Consider the following 22,784-nt stretch of genomic DNA (forward strand, 5'->3'; position numbering starts at 1 on the left):
TGGCACACCAAAGATCGATCTTATGTGGTAAACCCGCAATTGCCAAGTGCGGGTGCCGAACACCCCATGTCTGGGGCTTCCGGCGTCGTGCCTGAGCGTTCCACAGTGGTTTGACGGCGCGCTCCGTGCGCGTGCATGCGCTCGAACCGTAGTTTTGCTCCGCAGCCACGTCCACGCGAGCACAGCGCGTCGGACCACCGAACGGAGACCACGTGCCCGACGCCATCCGACGCCCCGTCGCCCGACACGGCAAGCAGGCCCGTCGACGGGGTTGGACCACGCTCGTGACCGTGGTCGCCTCGACCCTCGCCGTCCTGCTCGTGAGCGGGACGAGCGTCGCCGCCATCGCGGGTGCCCAGCTCGCGACGGCGCCGCAGACGGTCGAACTCAGCACGGACGACCAGAGCACGGCGAAGACCGCGGACATCACCGCGATCAAGGGCGGCGCGAACATCCTGCTCATCGGCAGCGACACCCGCGTCGGGCAGTTCGACTCCGATGAGGACGTCGAGGGTGCACGCAACGACGTCACGATGCTCATCCACATCTCCGAGGACCACCAGCAGTTGACCGCTGTCAGCTTCCCCCGTGACCTGATGGTCCCGATCCCCGCGTGCACGAACCCCGCCACGGGCACCACCTACCCCGCGTCGACGTCCGCGATGTTCAACACCGCCCTCGGCAACGGCGGAGTCTCCTGCGTCGTCGACACCGTCGAGAACCTGACGGGCCTGAGCATTCCCTACGCCGGCCTCATCACCTTCGACGGCGTCATCGAGATGTCCAACGCCCTCGGCGGCGTCGACGTCTGCGTCGCACAGCCGATCGACGACACGTTCACCGGTCTGCACCTCACCCAGGGATCGCACTCGCTCGAGGGCTCCGACGCCCTCGCCTTCCTCCGGACCCGCCACGGCGTCGGCGACGGCAGCGACCTCGCCCGCATCAGCTCGCAGCAGGTCTTCCTGTCGGCACTGCTCCGCAAGGTGACCTCGGACGGCACCCTCTCGAACCCGATCACGCTCTACAAGCTGGCCGGTGCCGCCCTGTCGAACATGACCCTGTCCGACGGTCTCGCTCAGACCCGCACGCTCGTCGGACTCGCTTCGGCACTGCGCGGCATGAGCACGGCGAACATGCTCTTCGTGCAGTACCCGGTAGCCGACGACCCCGCCGACAGCGCGCGGGTGATCGTCGACCAGGACACGGCCCACACCCTCAACGTGGTGCTGCAGAACGACGTGAAGTCCTCGCTGAGCGACTCCACCACCGGTCGGGCCTCCGAGGAGTCATCGGGCAGTGACACAGCGTCGAGCTCGCCATCGACCGGCGCCTCCGCCGGGTCGTCGGGCTCGTCTGGCTCGTCTGGCTCCTCCTCGGCGGCCGCCGGGACGAGCGGTTCCGTCCCGAGCGCCACCGCGACGCCGACCGCCTCCGCGACGCCGCTGCCGTCCTCGATCACCGGCCAGAGCGCCTCCGAGCAGACCTGCTCCGTCGGCAACTGACACGGCACGCCGGCGTCGCCGCATGACTGCGTCGTGTCGACAGCACGCCTCGCAACCCGCGAGACGCCGCCGAACCAGGCGGCGTCTCGCCGCCGAGGCGGTGTCGCGCTGACACGACGACGTCTCGCGGCACTGGACCCGTGGGTCCCGACGACGCACTGAGCGGGACGGAGGCCAGCCGGGCCTCCAGGCCGCCGCACCGGGACCGGCCCGCGTCGCGAAACGCGGACACCGACCCGGCCTGGAGGCCCGTCCTAGGGGATCGGGACGGGCGTCACACCCAGCGGAGCCAAGCCCCGAGCGCCGCCGTCGGCGGCCGTGAGCACCCAGATGCCGTCGGCGTGCACCGCGATGCTGTGCTCCCAGTGCGCGGCGTCGGAGCCGTCCAGCGTTCGGACGGTCCACTCGTCGTCGTCGGTCGAGCTGTCGATCGCGCCGGCGGTCACCATGGGCTCGATCGCGACCACGAGGCCTGGTTTCACCGCGGGTCCCGCGCCGCGGACGCGGTGGTTGAACACCGGCGGTTCCTCGTGCATCGACCGGCCGATGCCGTGACCCGTGTAGTCCTCGACGATTCCCCATCTGCCGGTCTCGTCGATGGCGTCCTCGACCGCGGTACCGACCTCGTGCAGGTTCCTCGCGCTCGCGAGCGCGGCGATGCCGTACCAGAGCGACCGCTCCGTCGCGTCGCAGAGCGTCTGCCGTGCCGCAGTGGCCTCGGCGTCGCCGCCCGGGACGACCGTGGTGAAGGCGCTGTCGCCGTTCCAGCCGTCGACCTCGGCGCCGGCGTCCACCGACACGATGTCGCCGGGCACGAGCACACGCTCCCCCGGGATGCCGTGCACGATCTCGTCGTTCACGGACACGCAGAGCGTGTGCCGGTAGCCGGGGACGAGCTGGAAGTTCGGGATCCCGCCGCCGTCGCGGATCGTGCGCTCGGCGATCGCGTCGAGTTCACCCGTGGTGACCCCCGGCCGGATCGCCGCGCGGACCGCGTCGAGCGCTTCGGCCGTGAGCAGCCCCGGGCGCACCATGGCGCGGAGCTCGTCCGGGGTCTTGTAGATCGAGGGCTTCCTGAACCGGACCACGCTGGGTCAGACGGTTGCGGAGAGCCCGCGACCCGACAGTGCGGTCTGGATCCGGTCGCCGACCTCGTCGATGCCGCCGAGCCCGTCGACGTCGACCACGAGGCCTCGCTCGCCGTACGCCGCCACGATGGGAGCCGTCTGCTCGGCGTAGACCTGCTGGCGACGACGGATCGTCTCCTCGGTGTCGTCGCTGCGGCCCTGGTCCTCGGCGCGCTTCAGCAGGCGTCCGACGAGTACGTCCTGGTCGGCGACGAGCTGGACGACGGCGTCGATCGCGGTGCCGTGCTCGGTGAGCAGTGCGTCGAGGTACTCGACCTGACCCACCGTGCGGGGGTACCCGTCGAGCAGGAAGCCGTGCTCGGCGTCCGGTTCCTGCAGGCGGGACTTCACGAGCTCGTTCGTCAACGAGTCCGGAACGTACTCGCCCGCGTCCATGAGCGCCTTCGCCTGCACGCCGAGGGGCGTGCCCTCTGCCACGTTCTTGCGGAAGATGTCCCCGGTCGAGATCGCGGGGATCCCGAAGGACGCAGCGATGCGGCCGGCCTGGGTGCCCTTCCCGGCTCCGGGAGGTCCGACGATGATGAGACGTGCGCTCAACGGAGAAGCCCTTCGTAGTGACGCTGCTGCAGCTGCGAGTCGATCTGCTTGACGGTCTCGAGACCGACACCCACGATGATCAGGATGCTCGCACCACCGAACGGGAAGTTCTGGTTCGCGCCGAACAGCGCCAGTGCTGCCAGCGGGATGAGCGCGATGAGACCGAGGTAGAGCGAGCCGGGCAGCGTCACCCGGGTGAGGACGTAGTCCAGGTACTCGGCGGTCGGGCGACCGGCACGGATGCCGGGGATGAACCCGCCGTACTTCTTCATGTTGTCGGCGACCTCTTCGGGGTTGAAGGTGATCGCCACGTAGAAGTACGTGAACCCGACGATGAGCAGGAAGTACAGGACCATGTAGAACCAGTTGTCGCCCGAGGTCAGGTTGTTCTGGACCCAGGTGACCCACCCGGCGGGCTCGGAGCCGTCGGAGGGCTGGTTGAACTGCGCGACCAGGGCCGGCAGGTACAGCAGTGACGAAGCGAAGATGACGGGCACGACGCCGGCCATGTTCACCTTGATCGGGATGTAGGTGTTGTTGCCGCCGTACGTCCGCCGCCCGACCATGCGCTTGGCGTACTGCACGGGGATCCGCCGCTGTGACTGCTCGACGAACACGACCGCCATCATGATCACGAGTCCGACGAGGATCACGAACAGGAAGAGCTCGAAGGACTGCGACTGCTCGATGGCCCAGAGCGCCGACGGGAACTGCGCCGCGATCGACGTGAAGATGAGCAGGGACATGCCGTTGCCGATGCCGCGCTCGGTGACGAGCTCGCCCATCCACATGATGAGGCCGGTACCGGCGGTCAGCGTGACGACCATGAGCATGATCGCGTACCAGCTGTCGTTCGAGATGATCGACGTGCAGGAGGCGGAAGCGTTCGTGCCGAAGAGCGCCCCGGAGCGGGCGACCGTGATGAGCGTCGTCGACTGCAGGACACCGAGCGCGATCGTCAGGTACCGCGTGTACTGCGTCAGCTTCGCCTGGCCGGACTGGCCCTCCTTGTAGAGGGTGTCGAAGTGCGGGATCACCACGCGCAGCAGCTGCACGATGATCGACGACGTGATGTACGGCATGATGCCGAGCGCGAAGACCGAGAGCTTCAGCAGCGCGCCGCCGGAAAAGAGGTTGATCAGGTCGTAGAGGCCACCCGACGACGAGGCGCTGGCGAGACAGCTCTGCACAGCGGCGTAGTCGACGAACGGTGCCGGGATGTACGACCCGAGACGGAACAGCGCGATGATCGCGAGGGTGAAGCCGATCTTCTTGCGAAGATCAGGGGTGCGCATGATGCGCGCGACCGCTCTGAACACGAGGACTCCGAACTTCTGGGACCGGGGCCGTCGAACGCGGCCGTTCCGGTGTCGGTCGGCAGGGCCGACCCGGCTGGCGGATGCCGGCCACTGTCAAGGAAACCGTAACGGCGGCCCGTGCGCAAACGCACGGGCCGCCGACGGGGGTTACTGGGAGACGGTGCCGCCAGCAGCCACGATCTTCTCGGCGGCGGACGCCGAGACCTTGTCGACCGTGACCGTGAGCTTCACGGTGATGTCACCCTGTCCGAGAACCTTGACCTTCTCGTTCTTGCGGACGGCGCCCTTGGCGACCAGGCCCGCAACGGTGACGTCGCCACCATCGGGGTAGAGCTCCGAGATCTTGTCCAGGTTCACGACCTGGTACTCGACCCGGAACGGGTTCTTGAACCCGCGGAGCTTCGGGGTGCGCATGTGCAGCGGCATCTGCCCACCCTCGAAGCCGACCCGGACCTGGTAACGGGCCTTCGTGCCCTTGGTACCACGCCCAGCGGTCTTGCCCTTCGAGCCCTCACCGCGACCCACACGGGTGCGGTCCTTCTTGGCGCCCGCGGCGGGGCGGAGGTGGTGCAGCTTCAGCACCTGCACGCGCTCGTTCTTCTCGTCGCTCATGCGTCGACCTCCTCGACCTTCACGAGGTGCGCCACCGTCGCGATGTACCCGCGGTTCTGGGCGTTGTCCTCACGCTCGACCGTACGGCCGATGCGCTTGAGGCCCAGGCTGCGCAGGGTGTCGCGCTGGTACTGCTTCTCGCTGATAACGGACTTGATCTGCGTGATCTTCAGCGTTGCCATCACGCACCTGCCTTCTCGGTCGCGGCACGCAGGGCTGCGGCCTCGGCCTGGAGCAGACGAGCCGGGATGACCCGCTCGACGTCGAGGCCACGACGGCTCGCGACGGCGCGGGGCTCCTCGAGCTGCTTCAGAGCCTCGACGGTCGCGTGCACGATGTTGATGGTGTTCGACGAACCGAGCGACTTGCTCAGGACGTCGTGGATGCCGGCGCACTCGAGCACGGCGCGGACCGGACCACCGGCGATGACACCGGTACCGGGCCCGGCCGGACGCAGGAGCACGACGCCGGCGGCAGCCTCGCCCTGCACCGGGTGCGGGATCGTGTTGCCGACGCGGGGGACGCGGAAGAAGTTCTTCTTCGCCTCTTCGACGCCCTTGGAGATCGCCGTGGGGACCTCCTTGGCCTTGCCGTAGCCGACACCCACGAGACCGTTGCCGTCACCCACGACGACGAGCGCCGTGAAGCTGAAGCGACGACCACCCTTGACGACCTTCGAGACGCGGTTGATGGTCACCACGCGCTCGAGGAACTGGCTGTCGCCACCGCGGTTGTTGCGGTCACGGCCCTGCTGACGGTCACGACCGCCGCCACGACGGCCGCGGTTGTCAGCGGAGTCGCGGTTGTTGGACGCGGAACCCGCAGCCGTCTCGACCGGACGCTCGGCGACGGCAGGTGTCTCCGCCTCCTTGCCCTTCGCGGCCGTGTCGGTTGCCTCGGCGCCCTCTGCAGGTGCCTCGGCGCCCTCTGCGGGTGCCTCGGCGCCCTCTGCGGGTGCCTCGGCGCCCTCTGCGGGTGCCTCGGCGCCCTCGGGGGTCGCCTCCGTGCTCGCCTCGGGGACCGCAGTGGCCTCCGTGGTCTCGACGGCGTCCGTGGCCTCGACGGCCTCGGTCTTGGCGTCTTCGTTGGTGTTCGCGTTGTCGCTCACAGGTTCAGCCCTCCTTCACGGGCACCATCGGCGATCGCGGCGACGCGACCGGCGTACTTGCTGCCACCGCGGTCGAAGACCACGGCCTCGACGCCAGCCGACTTCGCGCGCTCGGCGAGGAGCTCACCGACGCGACGGGCCTTGGCGGTCTTGTCGCCGTCGAACGAGCGGAGGTCTGCCTCCATCGTCGAGGCGCTTGCGAGGGTGTGACCCTTCGCGTCGTCGATGACCTGCACGAACACGTGACGCGACGAGCGGGTGACGGCGAGACGGGGACGAGCCTCGGTGCCGGTGATCTTCTTGCGGAGACGGTTGTGACGACGCGCCTTGGCGGCCGCCTTGCTCTTGCCTCGTGTCTTGAGGAGTCCCATGATCACTTACCTGACTTTCCGGCCTTGCGGCGCACGTTCTCGCCGGCGTAACGGACACCCTTGCCCTTGTACGGCTCGGGCTTCCGGAGCTTCCGGATGTTCGCCGCCACTTCGCCGACTGCCTGCTTGTCGATGCCGGCGACCGTGACCTTGTTGTTGCCCTCGACCGCGAAGCTGATGCCCGCGGGCGGCTCGACCGTGATCGAGTGGGAGTACCCGAGCGCGAACTCGAGGTTCGAGCCCTTGGCCGCGACACGGTAACCGGTGCCGACGACCTCGAGGCCCTTGGTGTAGCCCTGCGTCACGCCGATGATGTTGTTGGCGATGAGGGTCCGGGTCAGACCGTGGAGCGAACGCGACTCGCGCTCGTCGTCCGGACGGGTGACGAGGACCTGGTTCTCCTCGACCTTGGCCTGGATGGGCTCCGCGATGACGAGCGCGAGCTCGCCCTTCGGGCCCTTGACCGCCACGTTCTGACCGTCAACGGACACGGTGACGCCGGCGGGGATGTCGATGGGAAGACGTCCGATTCGTGACATTCTCGATCACCACACGTAGGCGAGGATTTCCCCACCCACGCCCTTCTGCTCGGCTTCGCGGTCGGTCAGGAGGCCGGAGGAGGTCGAGAGGATCGCCACGCCGAGGCCACCGAGGACCTGGGGGATCTCCGTCGACTTCGCGTAGACCCGGAGGCCCGGCTTCGAGACGCGCTTGATGCCGGCGATCGAACGCTCGCGCTCGGGGCCGTACTTCAGGTCGATGGTGAGGGTCTGCCCGACTCGAGCGTCCTCCACCTTCCACTCGCTGATGTAGCCCTCACGCTTGAGGATGTCGGCGATGTTCTTCTTGAGCTTGGAGCTCGGGAGCGCGACGGCGTCGTGGTGCGCGGAGTTCGCGTTCCGCAATCTGGTCAGCATGTCTGCGACCGGATCGGTCATCGTCATGATGTTCGTCCATTTCTCGCCTGGTTTCGACACCCGTTCCACGAATGCCGACCTGAGCGATCGAGTGATCCCGGGGCGGTTCCCCGAGATCGGTGTGTTCGTGCGTGCGGGCCGGAGGAAGTGAATCCTCCGGCCCGCCGCTCGAAGTAGCTTAGACCGTCTGCTCGTTGGAGCGGAACGGGAAGCCCAGCTGCCGGAGCAGCGCGCGTCCCTCGTCGTCCGTCTTCGCGGTGGTGACGACAGTGATGTCGAAGCCGCGGACACGGTCGATGCGGTCCTGGTCGATCTCGTGGAACACGGACTGCTCCGTGAGACCGAACGTGTAGTTGCCGTTCCCGTCGAACTGCTTGTCGCTGAGACCGCGGAAGTCGCGGATGCGGGGCAGGGCGAGCGAGATCAGACGGTCGAGGAACTCCCAGGCACGGTCACCGCGGAGGGTGACGTGTGCGCCGATGGCCTGACCCTCGCGCAGCTTGAACTGCGCGATGGACTTGCGGGCGTTCGTGACCTGGGGCTTCTGACCCGTGATCGCCGTGAGGTCCTTGATGGCCCCGTCGATGATCTTCGAGTCGCGAGCTGCCTCGCCGACGCCGGTGTTCACGACGACCTTGACCAGGCCAGGGACCTGGTTGACGTTCGCGTACCCGAACTGCTCGGTGAGCGCCGACTTGATCTCGGCGAGGTACTTCTGCTTCAGGCGCGGCTGGGTCTTGCCAGCGGGCGCGGCAGTCGTGTCAGTCATCAGAGCTTCTCACCAGACTTCTTGGCATAGCGGACGCGGACGGTCTTCTTGACGCCGTCCTTCTCCACCTCTTCGGTGCGGAAACCGACGCGGGTCGGCTTCTTCGTCTTCGGGTCGACGAGCGCGACGTTCGACACGTGGATCGAGGCTTCGTGCTTCTCGATGCCGCCGGTCTTGGAGCCACGCTGCGTCTGGCCGACGCGGACGTGCTTCGTGATGAAGTTCACGCCCTCGACGACGACGCGGTTCTTGTCCCTGAGGACCTCGATGACCTTGCCCTGCTTGCCACGGTCGCCGCCACGCTCCTGCGTCGCGCCCGTGATCACCTGGACGAGGTCACCCTTCTTGATGTTCGCCATGGCTTACAGCACCTCCGGCGCGAGCGAGATGATCTTCATGAACTTCTTGTCACGGAGCTCGCGACCGACCGGACCGAAGATGCGCGTTCCGCGCGGGTCGCCGTCGGCCTTGAGGATCACTGCCGCGTTCTCATCGAACTTGATGTAGGAGCCGTCCTGACGACGGGTCTCCTTCTTGGTGCGAACGATGACTGCCTTGACGACGTCACCCTTCTTCACGTTGCCGCCGGGGATGGCATCCTTCACCGTGGCGACGATGACGTCACCGAGGCCGGCGTAGCGACGACCCGAGCCACCGAGCACGCGGATGGTCAAGATCTCCTTGGCACCCGTGTTGTCGGCGACCTTCAGGCGGGATTCCTGCTGAATCACTGCTGTCTCCTATTCCGAAGCAGGCCGAGGCCTACTTGGCCTTCTCGAGGATCTCGACCAGGCGCCAGCGCTTGGAGGCGCTGAGGGGACGGGTCTCGCTGATCACGACGAGGTCGCCGACACCAGCGGTGCCGAGCTCGTCGTGGGCCTTCACCTTGGACGTGCGGCGGATGATCTTGCCGTAGAGCGCGTGCTTCACGCGGTCCTCGACCTCGACCACGATGGTCTTGTCCATCTTGTCGCTCGTCACGTAGCCGCGACGCGTCTTGCGGTAGCCGCGAGTGAGGGCGGCGGAGTTCTTCTCTTCGTTCGCCATTACTTCTCCTCGGCGGTCTCGGCCTCGGTCGACTCGGCCGGCTTGTCAGCCTTCTTCGTCGTCTTCTTGGCCTTGGTGGCGGTCTCGACGGGCGCGGGGGTGGCACGGATGCCGAGCTCGCGCTCGCGGAGGACGGTGTAGATACGGGCGATGTCGCGCTTGACGGCACGGAGACGACCGTGGCTCTCCAGCTGGCCGGTGGCCGACTGGAAGCGGAGGTTGAAGAGCTCCTCCTTGGCCTTCTTCAGCTCGTCAGCGAGACGCTCGTTCTCGAACGTGTCGAGCTCCGTCGGACGGAGCTCCTTGGAACCGATCGCCATTATGCGTCGCCCTCCTCGCGCTTGATGATGCGTGCCTTGAGGGGCAGCTTGTGGATTGCACGAGTCAATGCCTCACGGGCGATCTCCTCGCTGACGCCGGAGAGCTCGAAGAGCACACGACCCGGCTTGACGTTGGCGACCCACCACTCGGGCGAGCCCTTACCGGAACCCATGCGGGTCTCAGCCGGCTTCTTCGTGAGCGGACGGTCCGGGTAGATGTTGATCCAGACCTTGCCGCCACGCTTGATGTGACGCGTCATCGCGATACGAGCGGACTCGATCTGACGGTTGGTCACGTACGCCGGGGTGAGGGCCTGGATGCCGTAGTCGCCGAAGCTGACCTTGGTACCACCGGTGGCCTGACCCGAGCGCTTCGGGTGGTGCTGCTTACGGTGCTTGACTCGACGGGGAATAAGCATGGTTACGCCTCAACTCCTGCGCCGGCCGGCGCGTCCTGCGGGGCCTGCTGCGGGCGGCGGTCACCGCGGTCGCCGCCACGACGGTCGCCGCCACGGTCTCCGCGCTCACCACGCGGGCCGCCACGACGCTCCGGGCGCGACGAACGCTGGTTCGCCTGCTCGCGAGCGAGCTCCTTGTTCGTGATGTCGCCCTTGTAGATCCAGACCTTCACGCCGATGCGGCCGAACGTGGTCCGGGCCTCGTAGAAGCCGTAGTCGATGTTCGCGCGGAGCGTGTGCAGCGGCACACGGCCCTCGCGGTAGAACTCCGACCGCGACATCTCGGCGCCGCCGAGACGGCCCGACACCTGGATGCGGACACCCTTGGCGCCGGCGCGCTGTGCACCCTGCAGACCCTTGCGCATGGCGCGACGGAACGCGACACGAGCGGAGAGCTGCTCGGCGATGCCCTGCGCGACGAGCTGGGCCTCGGTCTCGGGGTTCTTGACCTCGAGGATGTTCAGCTGGATCTGCTTCTTGGTGAGCTTCTCGAGCTCACCGCGAACGCGCTCCGCCTCGGCGCCGCGGCGTCCGATGACGATGCCCGGACGAGCCGTGTGGATGTCCACGCGGACACGGTCACGGGTGCGCTCGAGCTCGATGCGGGCGACGCCGGCACGGTCGAGGGTCTTCTTCAGGTACTCGCGCACCTTGATGTCCTCGGCCACGTAGTCGGCGTAGCGCTGGCCGGCCTTCTTGCTGTCGGTGAACCAGTGCGAGACGTGGTCCGTCGTGATCCCGAGACGGAAACCGTACGGGTTGACCTTCTGGCCCATTAGTTGCTCGCCTTCTTGCTCGTCGCGGCAGCCTCTGCCTCGTCCGGCGTCGCGAGGACGACCGTGATGTGGCTGGTGCGCTTGTTGATGCGGAAGGCGCGGCCCTGGGCGCGCGGCTGGAACCGCTTCAGGGTCGTGCCCTCGTCGACGAAGACGCGGCTCACGTAGAGGTCGCGCTCGTCGAGGAAGCTGTTCGTCGAGTCCGCCTTCACCCGGGCGTTCGCGATCGCCGAAGCGACCAGCTTGTACACCGGCTCCGAAGCGCCCTGGGGGGCGAACTTCAGGATGGCGAGGGCCTCGTGGGCCTGCTTGCCGCGGATCAGCTCGATGACGCGACGGGCCTTCTGAGGCGTGACGCGGATGTGTCGCACGCGTGCGATCGACTCCACCATTTCGTTCCTCCTCTGCGTCGCCGCCTTAGCGGCGACGGCCCTTCTTGTCGTCCTTCACGTGTCCACGGAAGGTGCGGGTCGGCGCGAACTCGCCGAGCTTGTGACCGACCATCGACTCGGTGACGAACACCGGGATGTGCTTGCGCCCGTCGTGGACGGCGATCGTGTGCCCGAGCATGTTCGGGACGATCATCGACCGCCGCGACCACGTGCGGATCACGTTCTTGGTGTTGGCCTCGTTCTGCGTGACGACCTTGCGGAGCAGGTGCTCGTCGACGAAGGGGCCCTTCTTCAGACTGCGTGGCATCTTCTGAACTCCTACTTGCGCTTCTTGCCGGCGTTACGGCGACGGACGATGAGCTTGTCGCTCGGCTTGTTCGACTTGCGCGTGCGGCCCTCGGACTGGCCCCAGGGGCTGACCGGGTGGCGACCACCGGAGGTCTTGCCCTCACCACCACCGTGCGGGTGGTCGACCGGGTTCATCGCGACACCACGGACGGTCGGGCGGACGCCCTTCCAGCGCATGCGGCCGGCCTTGCCCCAGTTGATGTTCGACTGCTCGGCGTTGCCGACCTCGCCGATCGTGGCGCGGCAGCGGGCGTCGACGTTTCGGACCTCGCCCGACGGCAGACGGAGCTGCGCGTAGGGGCCGTCCTTGGCGACGAGACGCACCGAGGCGCCGGCCGAGCGGGCCATCTTCGCGCCGCCACCGGGGCGGAGCTCGATCGCGTGCACGACGGTACCCACGGGGATGTTGCGCAGCGGCAGGCTGTTGCCGGGCTTGATGTCGGCGCCGGGCCCCTGCTCGACGACGTCGCCCTGCTTGAGCTTGTTCGGCGCGATGATGTACCGCTTCGTGCCGTCCACGTAGTGCAGGAGCGCGATCCGCGCGGTGCGGTTCGGGTCGTACTCGATGTGAGCGACCTTGGCGTCCACGCCGTCCTTGTCGGAGCGACGGAAGTCGATCACGCGGTACTGGCGCTTGTGGCCACCACCGATGTGACGCGTGGTGATGCGGCCGGAGCTGTTGCGACCACCGGTCTTCGGCAGCGGACGAAGCAGGGACTTCTCCGGAGTCGAACGAGTGATCTCAGCGAAGTCGGCGACGGACGAGCCGCGACGACCGGGGGTCGTCGGCTTGTAGTTACGAATAGCCATGATTTATCCCTCTGGTCCTCAGCCGACAGCCGTGAAGATGTCGATCGAACCGGACTTGAGCGTCACGATGGCGCGCTTGGTGTCCTTGCGCTTGCCGAGACCAAACTTGGTGCGACGGGTCTTGCCCGGGCGGTTCAGCGTGTTGATGCTCGCGACCTTGACGTCGAAGATCTTCTCGATGGCGAGCTTGATCTCGGTCTTGTTCGAGCGGGGGTCCACGATGAACGTGTACTTGCCCTGGTCGATGAGCCCGTAGCTCTTCTCCGAGACGACCGGCGAGATGATGACGTCGCGCGGGTCCTTGTTGAAGCCGCTCATGCGGTGATCTCCTTCGCGGTCTTCGACGCGATGAAGGCGTCGAGGGCGCTCTTGCTGAAGACGACGGCGTCCGAGCGGAGCACGTCGTAGGCGTTCAGCTGGCCGTACGAGAGCGCATGGACGTTCGACAGGTTGCGGATCGACTTGAGCGTGAGCTCGTCGTCCGACTCGAGCACGATGAGCACGTGCTTGACGGGCGCGACCTTCTCGAGGAGCGTGCGGGCGGTCTTGGTCGAGGGGATCTCAGCCTCGACGAAGCCCTCCACAGCGGAGATACGGCCACCGCGAGCGCGGTCCGAGAGCGAGCCGAGCAGCGCTGCGGCGATCATCTTCTTCGGGGTGCGCTGCGAGTAGTCGCGGGGGGTCGGTCCGTGGACGACGCCACCACCGGTGTGCTCAGGAGCGCGGACGGAACCCTGACGGGCGCGGCCGGTGCCCTTCTGCTTGAACGGCTTGCGACCGGCACCGCGGACTTCGCCGCGGTTCTTGGTCTTGTGGGTGCCCTGACGCGCGGCTGCGAGCTGCGCGGTGACGACCTGGTGGATCAGCGGGACGTTGGTCTCGACGTCGAAGAGAGCTGCGGGCAGCTCGACGGTGCCGGACTTGACACCCGATGCGTCGAGGACGTCGATCGTGGTTGCAGTCGTGGTGGCCATGATCACTTACCCTTCACGGCGGTGCGGACGAAGACGGAGCGACCGCGAGCACCGGGGACGGCGCCCTTGACGAGCAGCAGACCCTTCTCGGCGTCGACGGCGTGCACCGTGAGGTTGAGGACGGTGACGCGCTCGCCACCCATACGACCTGCCATGCGCATGCCCTTGAAGACACGCGACGGGGTCGAGGAAGCACCGATCGAGCCGGGCTTGCGGTGGTTGCGGTGCGCACCGTGCGAGGCACCGACGCCGTGGAAGCCGTGACGCTTCATGACACCGGCGAAGCCCTTGCCCTTGGACGTGCCGACGACGTCGACCTTCTGGCCCGCCTCGAACGTGTCGACGGTGAGCTCCTGGCCGAGTGCGTACTCAGCAGCGTCCGCGGTGCGGATCTCGGTGAGGGTACGGCGCGGGGTGACCCCGGCGGCCTCGAAGTGACCGGCAGCAGGCTTGTTGACCTTGCGCGGGTCGATCGCACCGGCGGCGATCTGGATGGCCTCGTAGCCATCGCGCTCGACGTTGCGGATCTGGGTGACCACGTTCGGGCCGACCTCGATCACGGTGACGGGGATGAACTTGTTGTTCTCGTCCCACACCTGCGTCATGCCGAGCTTCTTGCCGAGGAGGCCCTTGACGGTCTTGAGTGAATTCGCCATCAGTTCAGCCCCCTTACAGCTTGATCTCGATGTTGACGTCCGCCGGCAGGTCGAGTCGCATGAGCGAGTCGACGGCCTTCGGCGTCGGGTCGACGATGTCGATGACCCGCTTGTGCGTGCGCTTCTCGAAGTGCTCGCGCGAGTCCTTGTACTTGTGAGGGGAACGGATCACTGCGATCACGTTCTTCTCGGTGGGGAGCGGCACCGGGCCGACCACGGTTGCACCGGCACGGGTCACCGTGTCGACGATCTTCCGGGCCGACGTGTCGATGACCTCGTGGTCATACGACTTGAGCCGGATGCGGATCTTCTGTCCCGCCATGTGTCTCTTGTCCTCTCTGCGCCGCGCACCCTCTGGCCGCCTGACGCCGCTCGGTTCCGCATTCCTACGGACCGTGCTGTTTTCCTGAACCAACCGGCCGCATCCGCTGGGGATGACCGCTGTTCACCTGTCAACCGCGCGGGCGACCGGGGCCGTCCAGCGTGGGCAATCGACTCTTTCGCGCTCCGGGCGCAGCAGTCGTGCACCGCGTCCGTCGCATCTCGGAGAGTCGTGTTCTGCTGCCTGCGGCCCAACCCAGCCCTGCTGAACAGGGGGGTTGTGCACTGCCAGAGCAGTGATCCTGTGGGCGTACCCACGGGGAATTCGGAACCGGACAAGTCTCGCATAGGCCCGGCCCACGTGCAACCCGGGCGTGTCGCGGTTTACCGGGCGTGTCGCCGGGGCCCCGCATCGCCCGGTCCGCGCGGATCGGAGGGCCTGGAGGCCCGTGGCGGCCCACAACGCGACGCACCCTCCGGACGTGGTCCGGAGGGTGCGTGGAGGACGGTCGGCAGGCCCTCGCGGTGGCGGATTACTCGGCCGTCACCGGGGGCACGAACCACGGCGGGAAGACCGCGACCCGCGGTGCGTGTCCGCCGTGGTCGGCGAGCACGGCGCGGACGGTCTGGCGAGCCTTGTCGTTCGGCACACCGATGACGGCCACCGAGGTGAACGGCACGCTCGGGCCGGCGAGCAGCTCGAGGCCGTGCATCTCCGGGTCGCTGAAGTCCGTGCGCCGGATCAGGTTCGTCGCGGCGTCGGGGCCGACCGCGAACCGGACGTCGTCCGCATCGGCGTCCTGATCGGCGACGATGACCGATGCACCGAACGCCGACACCGGCACGACGAGCACGACGTAGTCGATCGCACGCGTGCGACGGGCCGCGTCGGACCAGCGGTCACCCTCGGCGCCCGTGCGGAGCTCGTCCCAGCGCGTGGCGTCCGGTGACAGCATGAACGGCACGTGCCCGGCGATCGACGAGCCGTCGGGCGCCTCGGCCTCGGCACGCGCGGCCCGGGTCTCGGCGGAGCTGACGTCGACGACGGGCTCGGCCTGGCCGGGCGCGAGGATCGCGGCCGCCCCGACGATGCCGTCGAGGTTGTCGATGTGCGTCACGTGGTGGGCGCGGAGGGTTGCGAACTCCCGGGCCTCGGGAAGGTCGGCGGACGACGACCGGAGCGAGGTCGGGGAACGCAGCGACGTCCCCGGTCCGGAGGCCGGCGGGTCGACGCGGAGGTTGGTGGTGATGCGGGTCCGGCGCGGCGCCGGGGTCACTGGCGTCTCCGCCTCGCGCTGCCGGGGCGCGCAGATGTCACAGAGCTCGGTGGGGAAACCGTGGATGCACTCGTCGGTCACGACTGTTGAGGGTCCTTCCGTGCCGTGTGGGGTGGTCCGGCACGTCGACCAACGCTACGTCATCCGGGCGACCGTGTGGTCATTGTCGGTAGAGCAAGGCACGCACCTCGGCCTCAGCGGACGCCAGCCGGTTCGGATCGATCGTCTCCCCGTGGTCGTAGGCGTCGAGCAACCGGGGGTCGATGTAGCTCTGTCGGCACACGGTCGGGGTGTTGCCGAGCTCCTCGCTGGCGGCCTTCACCGCGTGCGACACAGCCTTCTTCCGCTTCGCCTGCGAGGACTGCGGGCCGGTCTTGGCGAGGTCCACCGCGGCCGCGACCGTGCCGTGCAGCGTCCGGAAGTCCTTCGCGGTGAACTCGTCGCCGGCGCGCTCCTTCACGTAGGCGTTGATGTCCTCGGCCGAGAGCGGCTCCCACTCGGCACCGCGACGCTCGCGGAAGGACAGCAACCGCGCGTTCGGGCCACGGCGCTTCATACCGGCGATGACCCGTGCGAGGTCGTGGTCGTGGATCGACGACGACCACTCCTGCCCGCTCTTGCCCGGGAAGTCGAGTTCGATGTCGTCCCCGGTCACGTGCGCGTGGGCGCAGAGGAGCGTCGACAGTCCGCGGCTGCCGTGCTCGCTGGCGTACCGCTCCGATCCGACCCGGAGCGATCCCTGATCGAGCATCCGGAAGGCCGCGGCCAGTGCCCGGCGGCGGTCGGGCTCGGGGCGACGGAGGTCCTGCGTGACACCGCGACGAGCGACCGGCAGTGATTCGGCCAGCGCGAGCGCGCGGTCGTACTTGATGCGGTCCATCCGCTCGCGCCAGGACGGGTGGTACATGTACTGCCGCCGGCCGGCGCCGTCCGTGCCGGTGGCCAGGATGTGCCCGTTCGGGTAGGGCGAGATCCAGACGTCGTCCCACGCGGGCGGGATCACGAACTCCTCGAGTCGGGCACGTTCGGCGGGATCGGTCACCGTCCGGCCGTCGGGATCGCGGAACGAGAAGCCGCGTCCGGTCCGGACGCGGCGGTAGCCGCGACCGGAGGTCGCGGATCTGCGGAGACGTGTCACGGCATCGAGCCAACTCCGCAACGCCTGTGACGGGGCACGGGGCGGACGGAAGGCGCGACACCGGTCGTGCCCCGGGCCTCCCGTCCTGTGCCGCCCACCGCCCGGCAGTGGCCGCCTACGACGAAGCGGGGCCGAGCCCGAAGGCTCGACCCCGCTGGCGCAGGTGACCGGAGTTACTTGACGATCGTCTCGACCGTACCGGCACCGACCGTACGACCACCCTCACGGATGGCGAAGCGGAGGCCCTCTTCCATGGCGATCGGCTGGATCAGCTCGACCGTCATCGCGACGGTGTCGCCGGGCATGACCATCTCGGTGCCCTCGGGCAGCGTGATGACGCCGGTGACGTCCGTGGTGCGGAAGTAGAACTGCGGGCGGTAGTTCGCGTAGAACGGGTTGTGACGCCCGCCCTCTTCCTTCGTCAGGATGTACGCGTTCGCCTGGAACTCCGTGTGCGGCGTGACCGAACCCGGCTTCACGACGACCTGGCCGCGCTCCACGTCCTCACGCTTGAGGCCACGGATCAGCAGACCGGTGTTGTCACCGGCGACCGCCTGGTCGAGCAGCTTGCGGAACATCTCGATGCCCGTGACGGTGGTCTTCTGCGTCGCGCGGATGCCGACGATCTCGACCTCCTCGTTCAGGTTGAGCGTGCCACGCTCGACGCGACCGGTGACGACCGTGCCACGACCGGTGATCGTGAAGACGTCCTCGATCGGCATCAGGAACGGCTGGTCGGTGGCGCGCACCGGGTCCGGCACGTGCTCGTCGACCTGAGCCATGAGCTCCTGGACCGACTTGACCCACTTCTCGTCGCCCTCGAGCGCCTTGAGCGCCGAGACCTGCACGACGGGGGCGTCCTCGTCGAACTGCTGCGAGCCGAGGAGCTCGCGGACCTCGAGCTCGACGAGCTCCAGGATCTCCTCGTCGTCCACCATGTCGGACTTGTTCAGTGCGACGACGATGTAGGGGACGCCGACCTGGCGGGCGAGCAGGACGTGCTCACGCGTCTGGGGCATCGGGCCGTCGGTGGCGGCGACCACGAGGATCGCGCCGTCCATCTGCGCCGCACCCGTGATCATGTTCTTCACGTAGTCGGCGTGACCGGGGGCGTCGACGTGCGCGTAGTGACGCTTCTCGGTCTGGTACTCGACGTGCGAGATGTTGATCGTGATGCCGCGCTGGCGCTCCTCGGGAGCGTTGTCGATCTGCGCGAAGTCACGGGCCTCGTTGAGGTCCGGGTACTGGTCGTGCAGAACCTTGGTGATCGCCGCCGTGAGCGTCGTCTTGCCGTGGTCGACGTGACCGATGGTTCCGATGTTGACGTGCGGCTTGGTGCGCTCGAACTTGGCCTTGGCCACTGTGGGTCCTCCTCAGGACTCGGAAGCGTCACCCCCGGCCGGCCCTGGATGGGCTCGGGACCGTTGGTGCGCGGTGTGTGTCTTTACTTTACTTGGTGGCGAGGGGCCCGTCGCCGGGCTCCCCCGCCTGTGGAGAGACGCTCGAGCGTCACTCCCCCGCGTTCTTCGCGATGATCTCCTCGGCGACCTTCGCCGGGACCTGGCTGTAGGTCTCGAAGGTCATCGAGTAGACCGCACGACCAGAGGTCTTCGACCGCAGGTCGCCGACGTAGCCGAACATCTCGGACAGCGGCACGCTCGCGCGGACCACCTTGACGCCCGAGGCGTCCTCCATCGAGGCGATCTGGCCACGACGGGAGTTCAGGTCACCGATGACGTCGCCCATGTACTCCTCAGGAGTACGGACCTCGACGGCCATGATCGGCTCGAGGATCGCCGGACCGGCCTTGCGGGCCGCTTCCTTGTAGGCGATCGAACCGGCGATCTTGAACGCCATCTCGGACGAGTCGACGTCGTGCGCCGCGCCGTCCTTGAGGATGGCCTTCACGCCGACCGTCGGGTAACCCGCGAGGATGCCGACCTGCATGGCGTCCTGGATACCGGCGTCGACCGACGGGATGTACTCGCGCGGGACACGGCCACCGGAGGTCGCGTTGACGAACTCGTAGACCTTCTCGCTCGTTACCTCCATCGGCTCGAGCGCGATCTGCACCTTCGCGAACTGACCGGAGCCACCGGTCTGCTTCTTGTGGGTGTAGTCGTAGCGCTCGACGACCTTCGTCAGGGTCTCGCGGTAGGCCACCTGGGGCTTACCGACGCTCGCCTCGACGTGGAACTCGCGCTTCATGCGGTCGACGAGGATGTCGAGGTGGAGCTCGCCCATGCCCTTGATCGTCGTCTGACCGGTCTCGGCGTTGAGCTCGACGCGGAACGTCGGGTCCTCTTCGGCGAGCTTCTGGATGGCCGTGGAGAGCTTCTCCTGGTCGGCCTTCGTGTTCGGCTCGATCGCGACCTCGATGACCGGCTCCGGGAACGTCATCGACTCGAGGACGACCTGGTTGGTCGGGTCGCACAGGGTGTCACCGGTGGTGGTGTCCTTGAGGCCGATGACCGCGTAGATGTGACCGGCGGTCACGTTGGCGACCGGGTTCTCCTTGTTGGAGTGCATCTGGAAGATCTTCCCGATGCGCTCCTTCTTGCCCTTGGTCGAGTTGATGACCTGTGCGCCGGACTCGATCGAGCCGGAGTACACGCGGACGTAGGTGAGGCGACCGAAGAAGGGGTGCACCGCGACCTTGAACGCGAGAGCCGAGAACGGCTCGGTCGCGTCGGGCTTGCGGATGATCTCCTTCTCCTCGTCCTTGACGTCGTGGCCGATCATCGGCGGCACGTCGAGCGGGGACGGGAGGTAGTCGATGACGGCGTCGAGCATCGGCTGGACACCGCGGTTCTTGAACGCGGATCCACACAGCACCGGGTAGAGGGTGCTGCTCACCGTGAGGGCGCGGATCGCGGCCTTGATCTCGTCGACCGTGAAGTCGGTGTCGCCCTCGAGGTAGCGCTCCATGAGGACGTCGTCCGCCTCGGCCACGCGCTCGATGAGCTTCTCGCGGTACTCGGCGGCACGGTCCTGCAGGTCGGCCGGGATCTCTTCGATCTCGTACTTCGCACCCATCGCGACGTCACCCTTGGCGTCGCCGCGCCAGGTGAGTGCACGCATCTGGACGAGGTCGACGACGCCTTCGAACGAGCTCTCGGAGCCGATCGGCAGCTGGATCACCAGGGGTTCCGCGCCGAGGCGGTTGATGATCGTGTCGACGGTGTAGTAGAAGTCGGCGCCCAGCTTGTCCATCTTGTTGACGAAGCAGATGCGCGGGACGTTGTACTTGTCCGCCTGACGCCACACGGTCTCGGACTGGGGCTCGACGCCCTCCTTGCCGTCGAAGACGGCGACGGCACCGTCGAGGACGCGGAGCGAACGCTCCACCTCGACCGTGAAGTCCACGTGACCGGGGGTGTCGATGATGTTGATCTGGTTGTTGTCCCAGAAGCAGGTCGTCGCGGCCGACGTGATCGTGATGCCGCGCTCCTGCTCCTGCGCCATCCAGTCCATCGTGGCAGCGCCGTCGTGGACCTCACCGATCTTGTGCGTGATGCCCGTGTAGAACAGGATGCGCTCGGTCGTCGTGGTCTTGCCGGCATCGATGTGCGCCATGATGCCGATGTTGCGGACCTTGTTCAGGTCGGTGAGCACGTCCTGTGCCACAGGGTTCCTCCGGAAGAGTTGTAGGAGAGGTTGGCGGCCGTCCGGGCGCCGGGGTTCTTGACCACCGATGCCCGGACGGTGCCGGGACTACCAGCGGTAGTGGGCGAAGGCCTTGTTCGACTCGGCCATCTTGTGCGTGTCCTCGCGGCGCTTGACCGCGGCACCGAGACCGTTCGACGCGTCGAGGATCTCGTTCATGAGACGCTCGGTCATCGTCTTCTCGCGACGGGCCTTGGCGTACGAGGTCAGCCAGCGGAGCGCGAGGGTGTTCGCGCGGTGCGGCTTGACCTCGACCGGGACCTGGTAGGTCGAGCCACCGACGCGGCGGCTCCGGACCTCGAGGGTCGGACGGACGTTGTCGAGCGCCTTCTTGAGCGTGACGACGGCATCCTGCTGGTTCTTGGCAGTGACGCCCTCGAGTGCACCGTAGACGATGCGCTCGGCGAGGCCCTTCTTGCCGTCGAGCAGGATCTTGTTGACGAGCTGGCTGACGATCGGCGCGCCGTAGACCGGGTCGGCGACGACGGGACGCTTGGGAGCGGGACCCTTACGAGGCATCTAACTCAACCCTTCTTCGCGCCGTAGAGGCTACGAGCCTGCTTACGGTTCTTGACTGCCTGGGTGTCCAGGGCGCCACGGATGATCTTGTACCGCACACCCGGGAGGTCCTTCACGCGACCGCCGCGGACGAGCACCATCGAGTGCTCCTGCAGGTTGTGGCCCTCACCGGGGATGTAGGCCGTGACCTCGGTGCCGTTCGAGAGCTTGACACGAGCGACCTTGCGCAGTGCCGAGTTCGGCTTCTTCGGGGTGGTGGTGTAGACGCGGGTGCACACACCACGCTGCTGGGGGTTCGACTTCAGGGCGGGCGCCTTGGTCTTGGTGACCTTCGGCGTGCGACCCTTGCGAACCAGCTGCTGAATAGTAGGCAACTGTTCTCCTGGTTCTTCGCTCGTGCTCTCTGGCCGGCGCGATCCGCCGGCTTCCTCGTCCCACGCTGATCACCGCCGGACGGCGGGTGTTCGAGTGGGGGACGGAGTGGTCCGGCTGGGCGATTCCGCTCGCCGGACTTTTCGGGCGCGCCCGAGGGCGCACACCCGGTAGAGACTACCCGCGTAACGGGACGAAATCAATCCGGGTCACCCCGGCGACCGACACCGTCATGAGCCGGTGTCGGAGGACCCGTTGCCCACGGCGGAGCGGAACGTCGCGCCGTCCGACGAGAAGCCGGTGACGTACCCACTGGCGTTCACGTTGAGGGGCCCGGCCGATGCGGTTCCGGTGCCGGCTGCGCCCGAGATGTCCGCCGTGTACTTCGCCCGTCCGAACGTGGTCGTCGTGATCAACCAGCCGTTCGTGGTCCAGCTGCCGACCCGCACGGTCGGCCGTGTCTCGAGCGTCCACTTCTGGTTCGTGTAGGTGTAGGCGGGGTTCTGGCCGTAGGCGTAGAAGCTGCACCCTGCCGGCGCGGCGTCCTGCGAGGCGATGCACCCGTCCACCCAGTCGTCCACCGCCCGCTTGGCCGCCTGCTGCCCGGCGGTCGTGAGCGTCGTGGTCATCTGCACCGGGGTCGACGTCGTGCCCCCGAAGCCGCTCACGGTGGTGGATCCACCGGGAGCCGTCGTCCACTTGCCACCGTCGAGGGCGACGTCGTAGGTGCCCGGCAGCGCCCGGAGGCTCACCGTGCCGTCCTTCGCGGTCTTCACCGAGCGCCCGGCGACCTCGACGGTGGCGCCGGACGGACCGCGCACGCCGACGTCCACCGAGCCGAGGTCGGGGGCCTGCAGCTCCCAGATCGGGAAGACGCCCCAGTCGGTGCCCGTCTTGTCGAGCGTGAACGTCGCGGCGACGTCCTGCCCACCCTGGCGCAGGTAGGCCCGCACCGTCGCGGTGTCGCCGTCCGTCCGCGTCGCTGCCACGCGGTAACCCGTGACCTTGTCCGTCGCCTGCTCGTAGGCGGTGTCACCGAGGAGCACGTCGGACTTCTCGCGCTCGATTCCGGCCGCGTCGAGGGCGTCGGCCACCCGCCCCGCCGTCAGCTCGTCGAGGAACGCTCGGACCGGCCGGTCCGCCGAGTGCGAGCTCGAGCCGACCGAGTAGCCGACGACGCCGGCGACCAGCAGGAGGACGACCGCGGTACCACCGGCGATGATGCCGACGAGCTGCCCGCGGCGGACCTTCCGACGCGGTCGCTGCGGCGTCGGCCCGGGCGCGCCCGGCACGCCGGCTCCGGCAACACTCGTCGCCGGAGCGTCGTGCGTCCCGCGGATCGATGCCACGGACGGGACCGCGCCCCAGCCGCCCTGCCTGTCCGGATCCTGCGTGTGCTGGTCGCTCATCGTTCCCCCGTTGCG

30 protein-coding genes and 1 pseudogene are annotated in these 22,784 nt (G+C 67.7%); 1 reads left to right on the top strand and 30 read right to left on the bottom strand.

Annotation, left to right across the window (positions count from 1 at the left end; translation table 11 throughout):
* The first annotated feature begins 212 nt into the window (after positions 1-212).
* Positions 213-1,505, top strand: coding sequence for an LCP family protein (locus ITJ56_RS06925; protein WP_194629064.1), 1,293 nt, complete (start codon positions 213-215; stop codon positions 1,503-1,505).
* A gap of 254 nt (positions 1,506-1,759) precedes the next feature.
* Here ITJ56_RS06925 and map read toward each other — a convergent pair whose 3' ends face one another.
* From map to ITJ56_RS07075, 30 genes and pseudogenes are all read right to left on the bottom strand, one after another.
* Positions 1,760-2,539, bottom strand: coding sequence for a type I methionyl aminopeptidase (map, locus tag ITJ56_RS06930; protein ID WP_228517330.1), 780 nt, complete (start codon positions 2,537-2,539; stop codon positions 1,760-1,762).
* Positions 2,540-2,599: 60 nt separating this feature from the next.
* Positions 2,600-3,190, bottom strand: a complete 591-nt coding sequence (locus tag ITJ56_RS06935) for an adenylate kinase (protein ID WP_194629068.1) — start codon at positions 3,188-3,190, stop codon at positions 2,600-2,602.
* On the bottom strand, positions 3,187-4,509 hold the full coding sequence (secY, locus tag ITJ56_RS06940; protein ID WP_194629070.1) for a preprotein translocase subunit SecY: 1,323 nt from the start codon (positions 4,507-4,509) through the stop codon (positions 3,187-3,189). The genes ITJ56_RS06935 and secY overlap by 4 nt, the downstream gene beginning before the upstream one ends.
* A gap of 147 nt (positions 4,510-4,656) precedes the next feature.
* Positions 4,657-5,121: a 50S ribosomal protein L15 gene (gene rplO, locus ITJ56_RS06945; protein WP_228517309.1), complete on the bottom strand. Its 465-nt coding sequence runs from the start codon at positions 5,119-5,121 to the stop codon at positions 4,657-4,659.
* Positions 5,118-5,303: a 50S ribosomal protein L30 gene (gene rpmD / locus ITJ56_RS06950; protein ID WP_173168934.1), complete on the bottom strand. Its 186-nt coding sequence runs from the start codon at positions 5,301-5,303 to the stop codon at positions 5,118-5,120. The genes rplO and rpmD overlap by 4 nt, the downstream gene beginning before the upstream one ends.
* Positions 5,303-5,974 (bottom strand): annotated as a pseudogene (rpsE, locus tag ITJ56_RS18890) (30S ribosomal protein S5); the annotation flags it as partial. The pseudogene rpsE and the gene rpmD, both read right to left, overlap by 1 nt.
* A 251-nt stretch (positions 5,975-6,225) precedes the next feature.
* Positions 6,226-6,600: a 50S ribosomal protein L18 gene (gene rplR / locus ITJ56_RS06960; protein WP_031259041.1), complete on the bottom strand. Its 375-nt coding sequence runs from the start codon at positions 6,598-6,600 to the stop codon at positions 6,226-6,228.
* Between the two features lie 2 nt (positions 6,601-6,602).
* Positions 6,603-7,139, bottom strand: coding sequence for a 50S ribosomal protein L6 (rplF, locus tag ITJ56_RS06965; RefSeq protein WP_017885518.1), 537 nt, complete (start codon positions 7,137-7,139; stop codon positions 6,603-6,605).
* 6 nt (positions 7,140-7,145) lie between these two features.
* The gene (gene rpsH, locus ITJ56_RS06970) at positions 7,146-7,544 is read right to left on the bottom strand and encodes a 30S ribosomal protein S8 (RefSeq protein ID WP_194629073.1); all 399 of its coding nucleotides are present in this window, start codon (positions 7,542-7,544) and stop codon (positions 7,146-7,148) included.
* A gap of 151 nt (positions 7,545-7,695) precedes the next feature.
* The gene (rplE, locus tag ITJ56_RS06975) at positions 7,696-8,286 is read right to left on the bottom strand and encodes a 50S ribosomal protein L5 (RefSeq protein WP_194629075.1); all 591 of its coding nucleotides are present in this window, start codon (positions 8,284-8,286) and stop codon (positions 7,696-7,698) included.
* A complete protein-coding gene (rplX, locus tag ITJ56_RS06980; protein ID WP_194629077.1) occupies positions 8,286-8,645 on the bottom strand; it encodes a 50S ribosomal protein L24 in 360 nt (119 codons plus the stop codon). The genes rplE and rplX overlap by 1 nt, the downstream gene beginning before the upstream one ends.
* 3 nt (positions 8,646-8,648) lie before the next feature.
* Positions 8,649-9,017, bottom strand: coding sequence for a 50S ribosomal protein L14 (rplN, locus tag ITJ56_RS06985; protein WP_017885523.1), 369 nt, complete (start codon positions 9,015-9,017; stop codon positions 8,649-8,651).
* Positions 9,018-9,048: 31 nt separating this feature from the next.
* A complete protein-coding gene (rpsQ, locus tag ITJ56_RS06990) occupies positions 9,049-9,333 on the bottom strand; it encodes a 30S ribosomal protein S17 (protein ID WP_017885524.1) in 285 nt (94 codons plus the stop codon).
* The gene (rpmC, locus tag ITJ56_RS06995) at positions 9,333-9,653 is read right to left on the bottom strand and encodes a 50S ribosomal protein L29 (RefSeq protein ID WP_111083464.1); all 321 of its coding nucleotides are present in this window, start codon (positions 9,651-9,653) and stop codon (positions 9,333-9,335) included. Before rpmC ends, rpsQ begins: the two co-directional genes overlap by 1 nt.
* Positions 9,653-10,072 carry a 50S ribosomal protein L16 gene (gene rplP, locus ITJ56_RS07000; RefSeq protein ID WP_017885526.1) on the bottom strand — a complete coding sequence of 140 codons (420 nt, stop codon included), beginning with the start codon at positions 10,070-10,072 and terminating at the stop codon, positions 9,653-9,655. The genes rpmC and rplP overlap by 1 nt, the downstream gene beginning before the upstream one ends.
* 2 nt (positions 10,073-10,074) lie before the next feature.
* Complete coding sequence (gene rpsC / locus ITJ56_RS07005) at positions 10,075-10,887, bottom strand: 30S ribosomal protein S3 (RefSeq protein WP_017885527.1); 813 nt, start codon at positions 10,885-10,887, stop codon at positions 10,075-10,077.
* Positions 10,887-11,279 (bottom strand): 50S ribosomal protein L22, encoded by a 393-nt coding sequence (gene rplV / locus ITJ56_RS07010; protein WP_194629085.1) that lies wholly within the window; start codon positions 11,277-11,279, stop codon positions 10,887-10,889. The genes rpsC and rplV overlap by 1 nt, the downstream gene beginning before the upstream one ends.
* Positions 11,280-11,304: 25 nt before the next feature.
* Positions 11,305-11,586 (bottom strand): 30S ribosomal protein S19, encoded by a 282-nt coding sequence (rpsS, locus tag ITJ56_RS07015; protein ID WP_017885529.1) that lies wholly within the window; start codon positions 11,584-11,586, stop codon positions 11,305-11,307.
* An 11-nt stretch (positions 11,587-11,597) separates the two neighbouring features.
* The gene (gene rplB / locus ITJ56_RS07020; protein WP_194629087.1) at positions 11,598-12,437 is read right to left on the bottom strand and encodes a 50S ribosomal protein L2; all 840 of its coding nucleotides are present in this window, start codon (positions 12,435-12,437) and stop codon (positions 11,598-11,600) included.
* Between the two features lie 18 nt (positions 12,438-12,455).
* Entirely contained in the window at positions 12,456-12,755 is a 300-nt protein-coding gene (rplW, locus tag ITJ56_RS07025; RefSeq protein ID WP_071259768.1) for a 50S ribosomal protein L23, read from the bottom strand.
* Positions 12,752-13,411 (bottom strand): 50S ribosomal protein L4, encoded by a 660-nt coding sequence (rplD, locus tag ITJ56_RS07030; RefSeq protein ID WP_194629089.1) that lies wholly within the window; start codon positions 13,409-13,411, stop codon positions 12,752-12,754. Before rplD ends, rplW begins: the two co-directional genes overlap by 4 nt.
* A gap of 2 nt (positions 13,412-13,413) precedes the next feature.
* The gene (rplC, locus tag ITJ56_RS07035) at positions 13,414-14,067 is read right to left on the bottom strand and encodes a 50S ribosomal protein L3 (protein WP_194629091.1); all 654 of its coding nucleotides are present in this window, start codon (positions 14,065-14,067) and stop codon (positions 13,414-13,416) included.
* Between the two features lie 13 nt (positions 14,068-14,080).
* Entirely contained in the window at positions 14,081-14,389 is a 309-nt protein-coding gene (gene rpsJ, locus ITJ56_RS07040; protein WP_017885534.1) for a 30S ribosomal protein S10, read from the bottom strand.
* A 532-nt stretch (positions 14,390-14,921) separates the two neighbouring features.
* The gene (locus ITJ56_RS07045) at positions 14,922-15,746 is read right to left on the bottom strand and encodes a DarT ssDNA thymidine ADP-ribosyltransferase family protein (protein ID WP_194629093.1); all 825 of its coding nucleotides are present in this window, start codon (positions 15,744-15,746) and stop codon (positions 14,922-14,924) included.
* A 79-nt stretch (positions 15,747-15,825) separates the two neighbouring features.
* Complete coding sequence (locus ITJ56_RS07050) at positions 15,826-16,803, bottom strand: DNA topoisomerase IB (protein WP_194629095.1); 978 nt, start codon at positions 16,801-16,803, stop codon at positions 15,826-15,828.
* Positions 16,804-16,976: 173 nt separating this feature from the next.
* Complete coding sequence (tuf, locus tag ITJ56_RS07055) at positions 16,977-18,164, bottom strand: elongation factor Tu (RefSeq protein ID WP_194629097.1); 1,188 nt, start codon at positions 18,162-18,164, stop codon at positions 16,977-16,979.
* 148 nt (positions 18,165-18,312) lie between these two features.
* Entirely contained in the window at positions 18,313-20,430 is a 2,118-nt protein-coding gene (fusA, locus tag ITJ56_RS07060; RefSeq protein WP_194629099.1) for an elongation factor G, read from the bottom strand.
* Between the two features lie 87 nt (positions 20,431-20,517).
* Positions 20,518-20,988 (bottom strand): 30S ribosomal protein S7, encoded by a 471-nt coding sequence (gene rpsG, locus ITJ56_RS07065; protein ID WP_055950927.1) that lies wholly within the window; start codon positions 20,986-20,988, stop codon positions 20,518-20,520.
* A gap of 5 nt (positions 20,989-20,993) precedes the next feature.
* On the bottom strand, positions 20,994-21,362 hold the full coding sequence (gene rpsL, locus ITJ56_RS07070) for a 30S ribosomal protein S12 (RefSeq protein WP_194629101.1): 369 nt from the start codon (positions 21,360-21,362) through the stop codon (positions 20,994-20,996).
* 228 nt (positions 21,363-21,590) lie between these two features.
* Positions 21,591-22,769 (bottom strand): hypothetical protein, encoded by a 1,179-nt coding sequence (locus tag ITJ56_RS07075; RefSeq protein WP_194629103.1) that lies wholly within the window; start codon positions 22,767-22,769, stop codon positions 21,591-21,593.
* Positions 22,770-22,784 lie beyond the last annotated feature (15 nt).

The sequence above is a fragment of the Curtobacterium sp. VKM Ac-1376 genome (genome assembly GCF_015351025.1).
Classification (GTDB): Bacteria; Actinomycetota; Actinomycetes; order Actinomycetales; family Microbacteriaceae; genus Curtobacterium.

Coding starts and splice junctions, on each gene's coding strand:
- rplW (WP_071259768.1), bottom strand. CDS start 12,755: ATGAGCGGCTTCAACAAGGACCCGCGCGACGTCATCATCTCGCCGGTC.
- rplF (WP_017885518.1), bottom strand. CDS start 7,139: ATGTCACGAATCGGACGTCTTCCCATCGACATCCCCGCCGGCGTCACC.
- rplB (WP_194629087.1), bottom strand. CDS start 12,437: ATGGCTATTCGTAACTACAAGCCGACGACCCCCGGTCGTCGCGGCTCG.
- ITJ56_RS07075 (WP_194629103.1), bottom strand. CDS start 22,769: ATGAGCGACCAGCACACGCAGGATCCGGACAGGCAGGGCGGCTGGGGC.
- rplD (WP_194629089.1), bottom strand. CDS start 13,411: ATGGCCACCACGACTGCAACCACGATCGACGTCCTCGACGCATCGGGT.
- rpmC (WP_111083464.1), bottom strand. CDS start 9,653: ATGGCGATCGGTTCCAAGGAGCTCCGTCCGACGGAGCTCGACACGTTC.
- rpmD (WP_173168934.1), bottom strand. CDS start 5,303: ATGGCAACGCTGAAGATCACGCAGATCAAGTCCGTTATCAGCGAGAAG.
- rplV (WP_194629085.1), bottom strand. CDS start 11,279: ATGGTGGAGTCGATCGCACGCGTGCGACACATCCGCGTCACGCCTCAG.
- rplO (WP_228517309.1), bottom strand. CDS start 5,121: ATGAGCGACGAGAAGAACGAGCGCGTGCAGGTGCTGAAGCTGCACCAC.
- rplX (WP_194629077.1), bottom strand. CDS start 8,645: ATGGCGAACATCAAGAAGGGTGACCTCGTCCAGGTGATCACGGGCGCG.
- rplC (WP_194629091.1), bottom strand. CDS start 14,067: ATGGCGAATTCACTCAAGACCGTCAAGGGCCTCCTCGGCAAGAAGCTC.
- rplE (WP_194629075.1), bottom strand. CDS start 8,286: ATGACTGACACGACTGCCGCGCCCGCTGGCAAGACCCAGCCGCGCCTG.
- rpsJ (WP_017885534.1), bottom strand. CDS start 14,389: ATGGCGGGACAGAAGATCCGCATCCGGCTCAAGTCGTATGACCACGAG.
- map (WP_228517330.1), bottom strand. CDS start 2,539: ATGGTGCGCCCGGGGCTGCTCACGGCCGAAGCGCTCGACGCGGTCCGC.
- rpsH (WP_194629073.1), bottom strand. CDS start 7,544: ATGACGATGACCGATCCGGTCGCAGACATGCTGACCAGATTGCGGAAC.
- rplP (WP_017885526.1), bottom strand. CDS start 10,072: ATGCTTATTCCCCGTCGAGTCAAGCACCGTAAGCAGCACCACCCGAAG.
- rplR (WP_031259041.1), bottom strand. CDS start 6,600: ATGGGACTCCTCAAGACACGAGGCAAGAGCAAGGCGGCCGCCAAGGCG.
- rpsS (WP_017885529.1), bottom strand. CDS start 11,586: ATGCCACGCAGTCTGAAGAAGGGCCCCTTCGTCGACGAGCACCTGCTC.
- rpsQ (WP_017885524.1), bottom strand. CDS start 9,333: ATGGCGAACGAAGAGAAGAACTCCGCCGCCCTCACTCGCGGCTACCGC.
- rpsG (WP_055950927.1), bottom strand. CDS start 20,988: ATGCCTCGTAAGGGTCCCGCTCCCAAGCGTCCCGTCGTCGCCGACCCG.
- rpsC (WP_017885527.1), bottom strand. CDS start 10,887: ATGGGCCAGAAGGTCAACCCGTACGGTTTCCGTCTCGGGATCACGACG.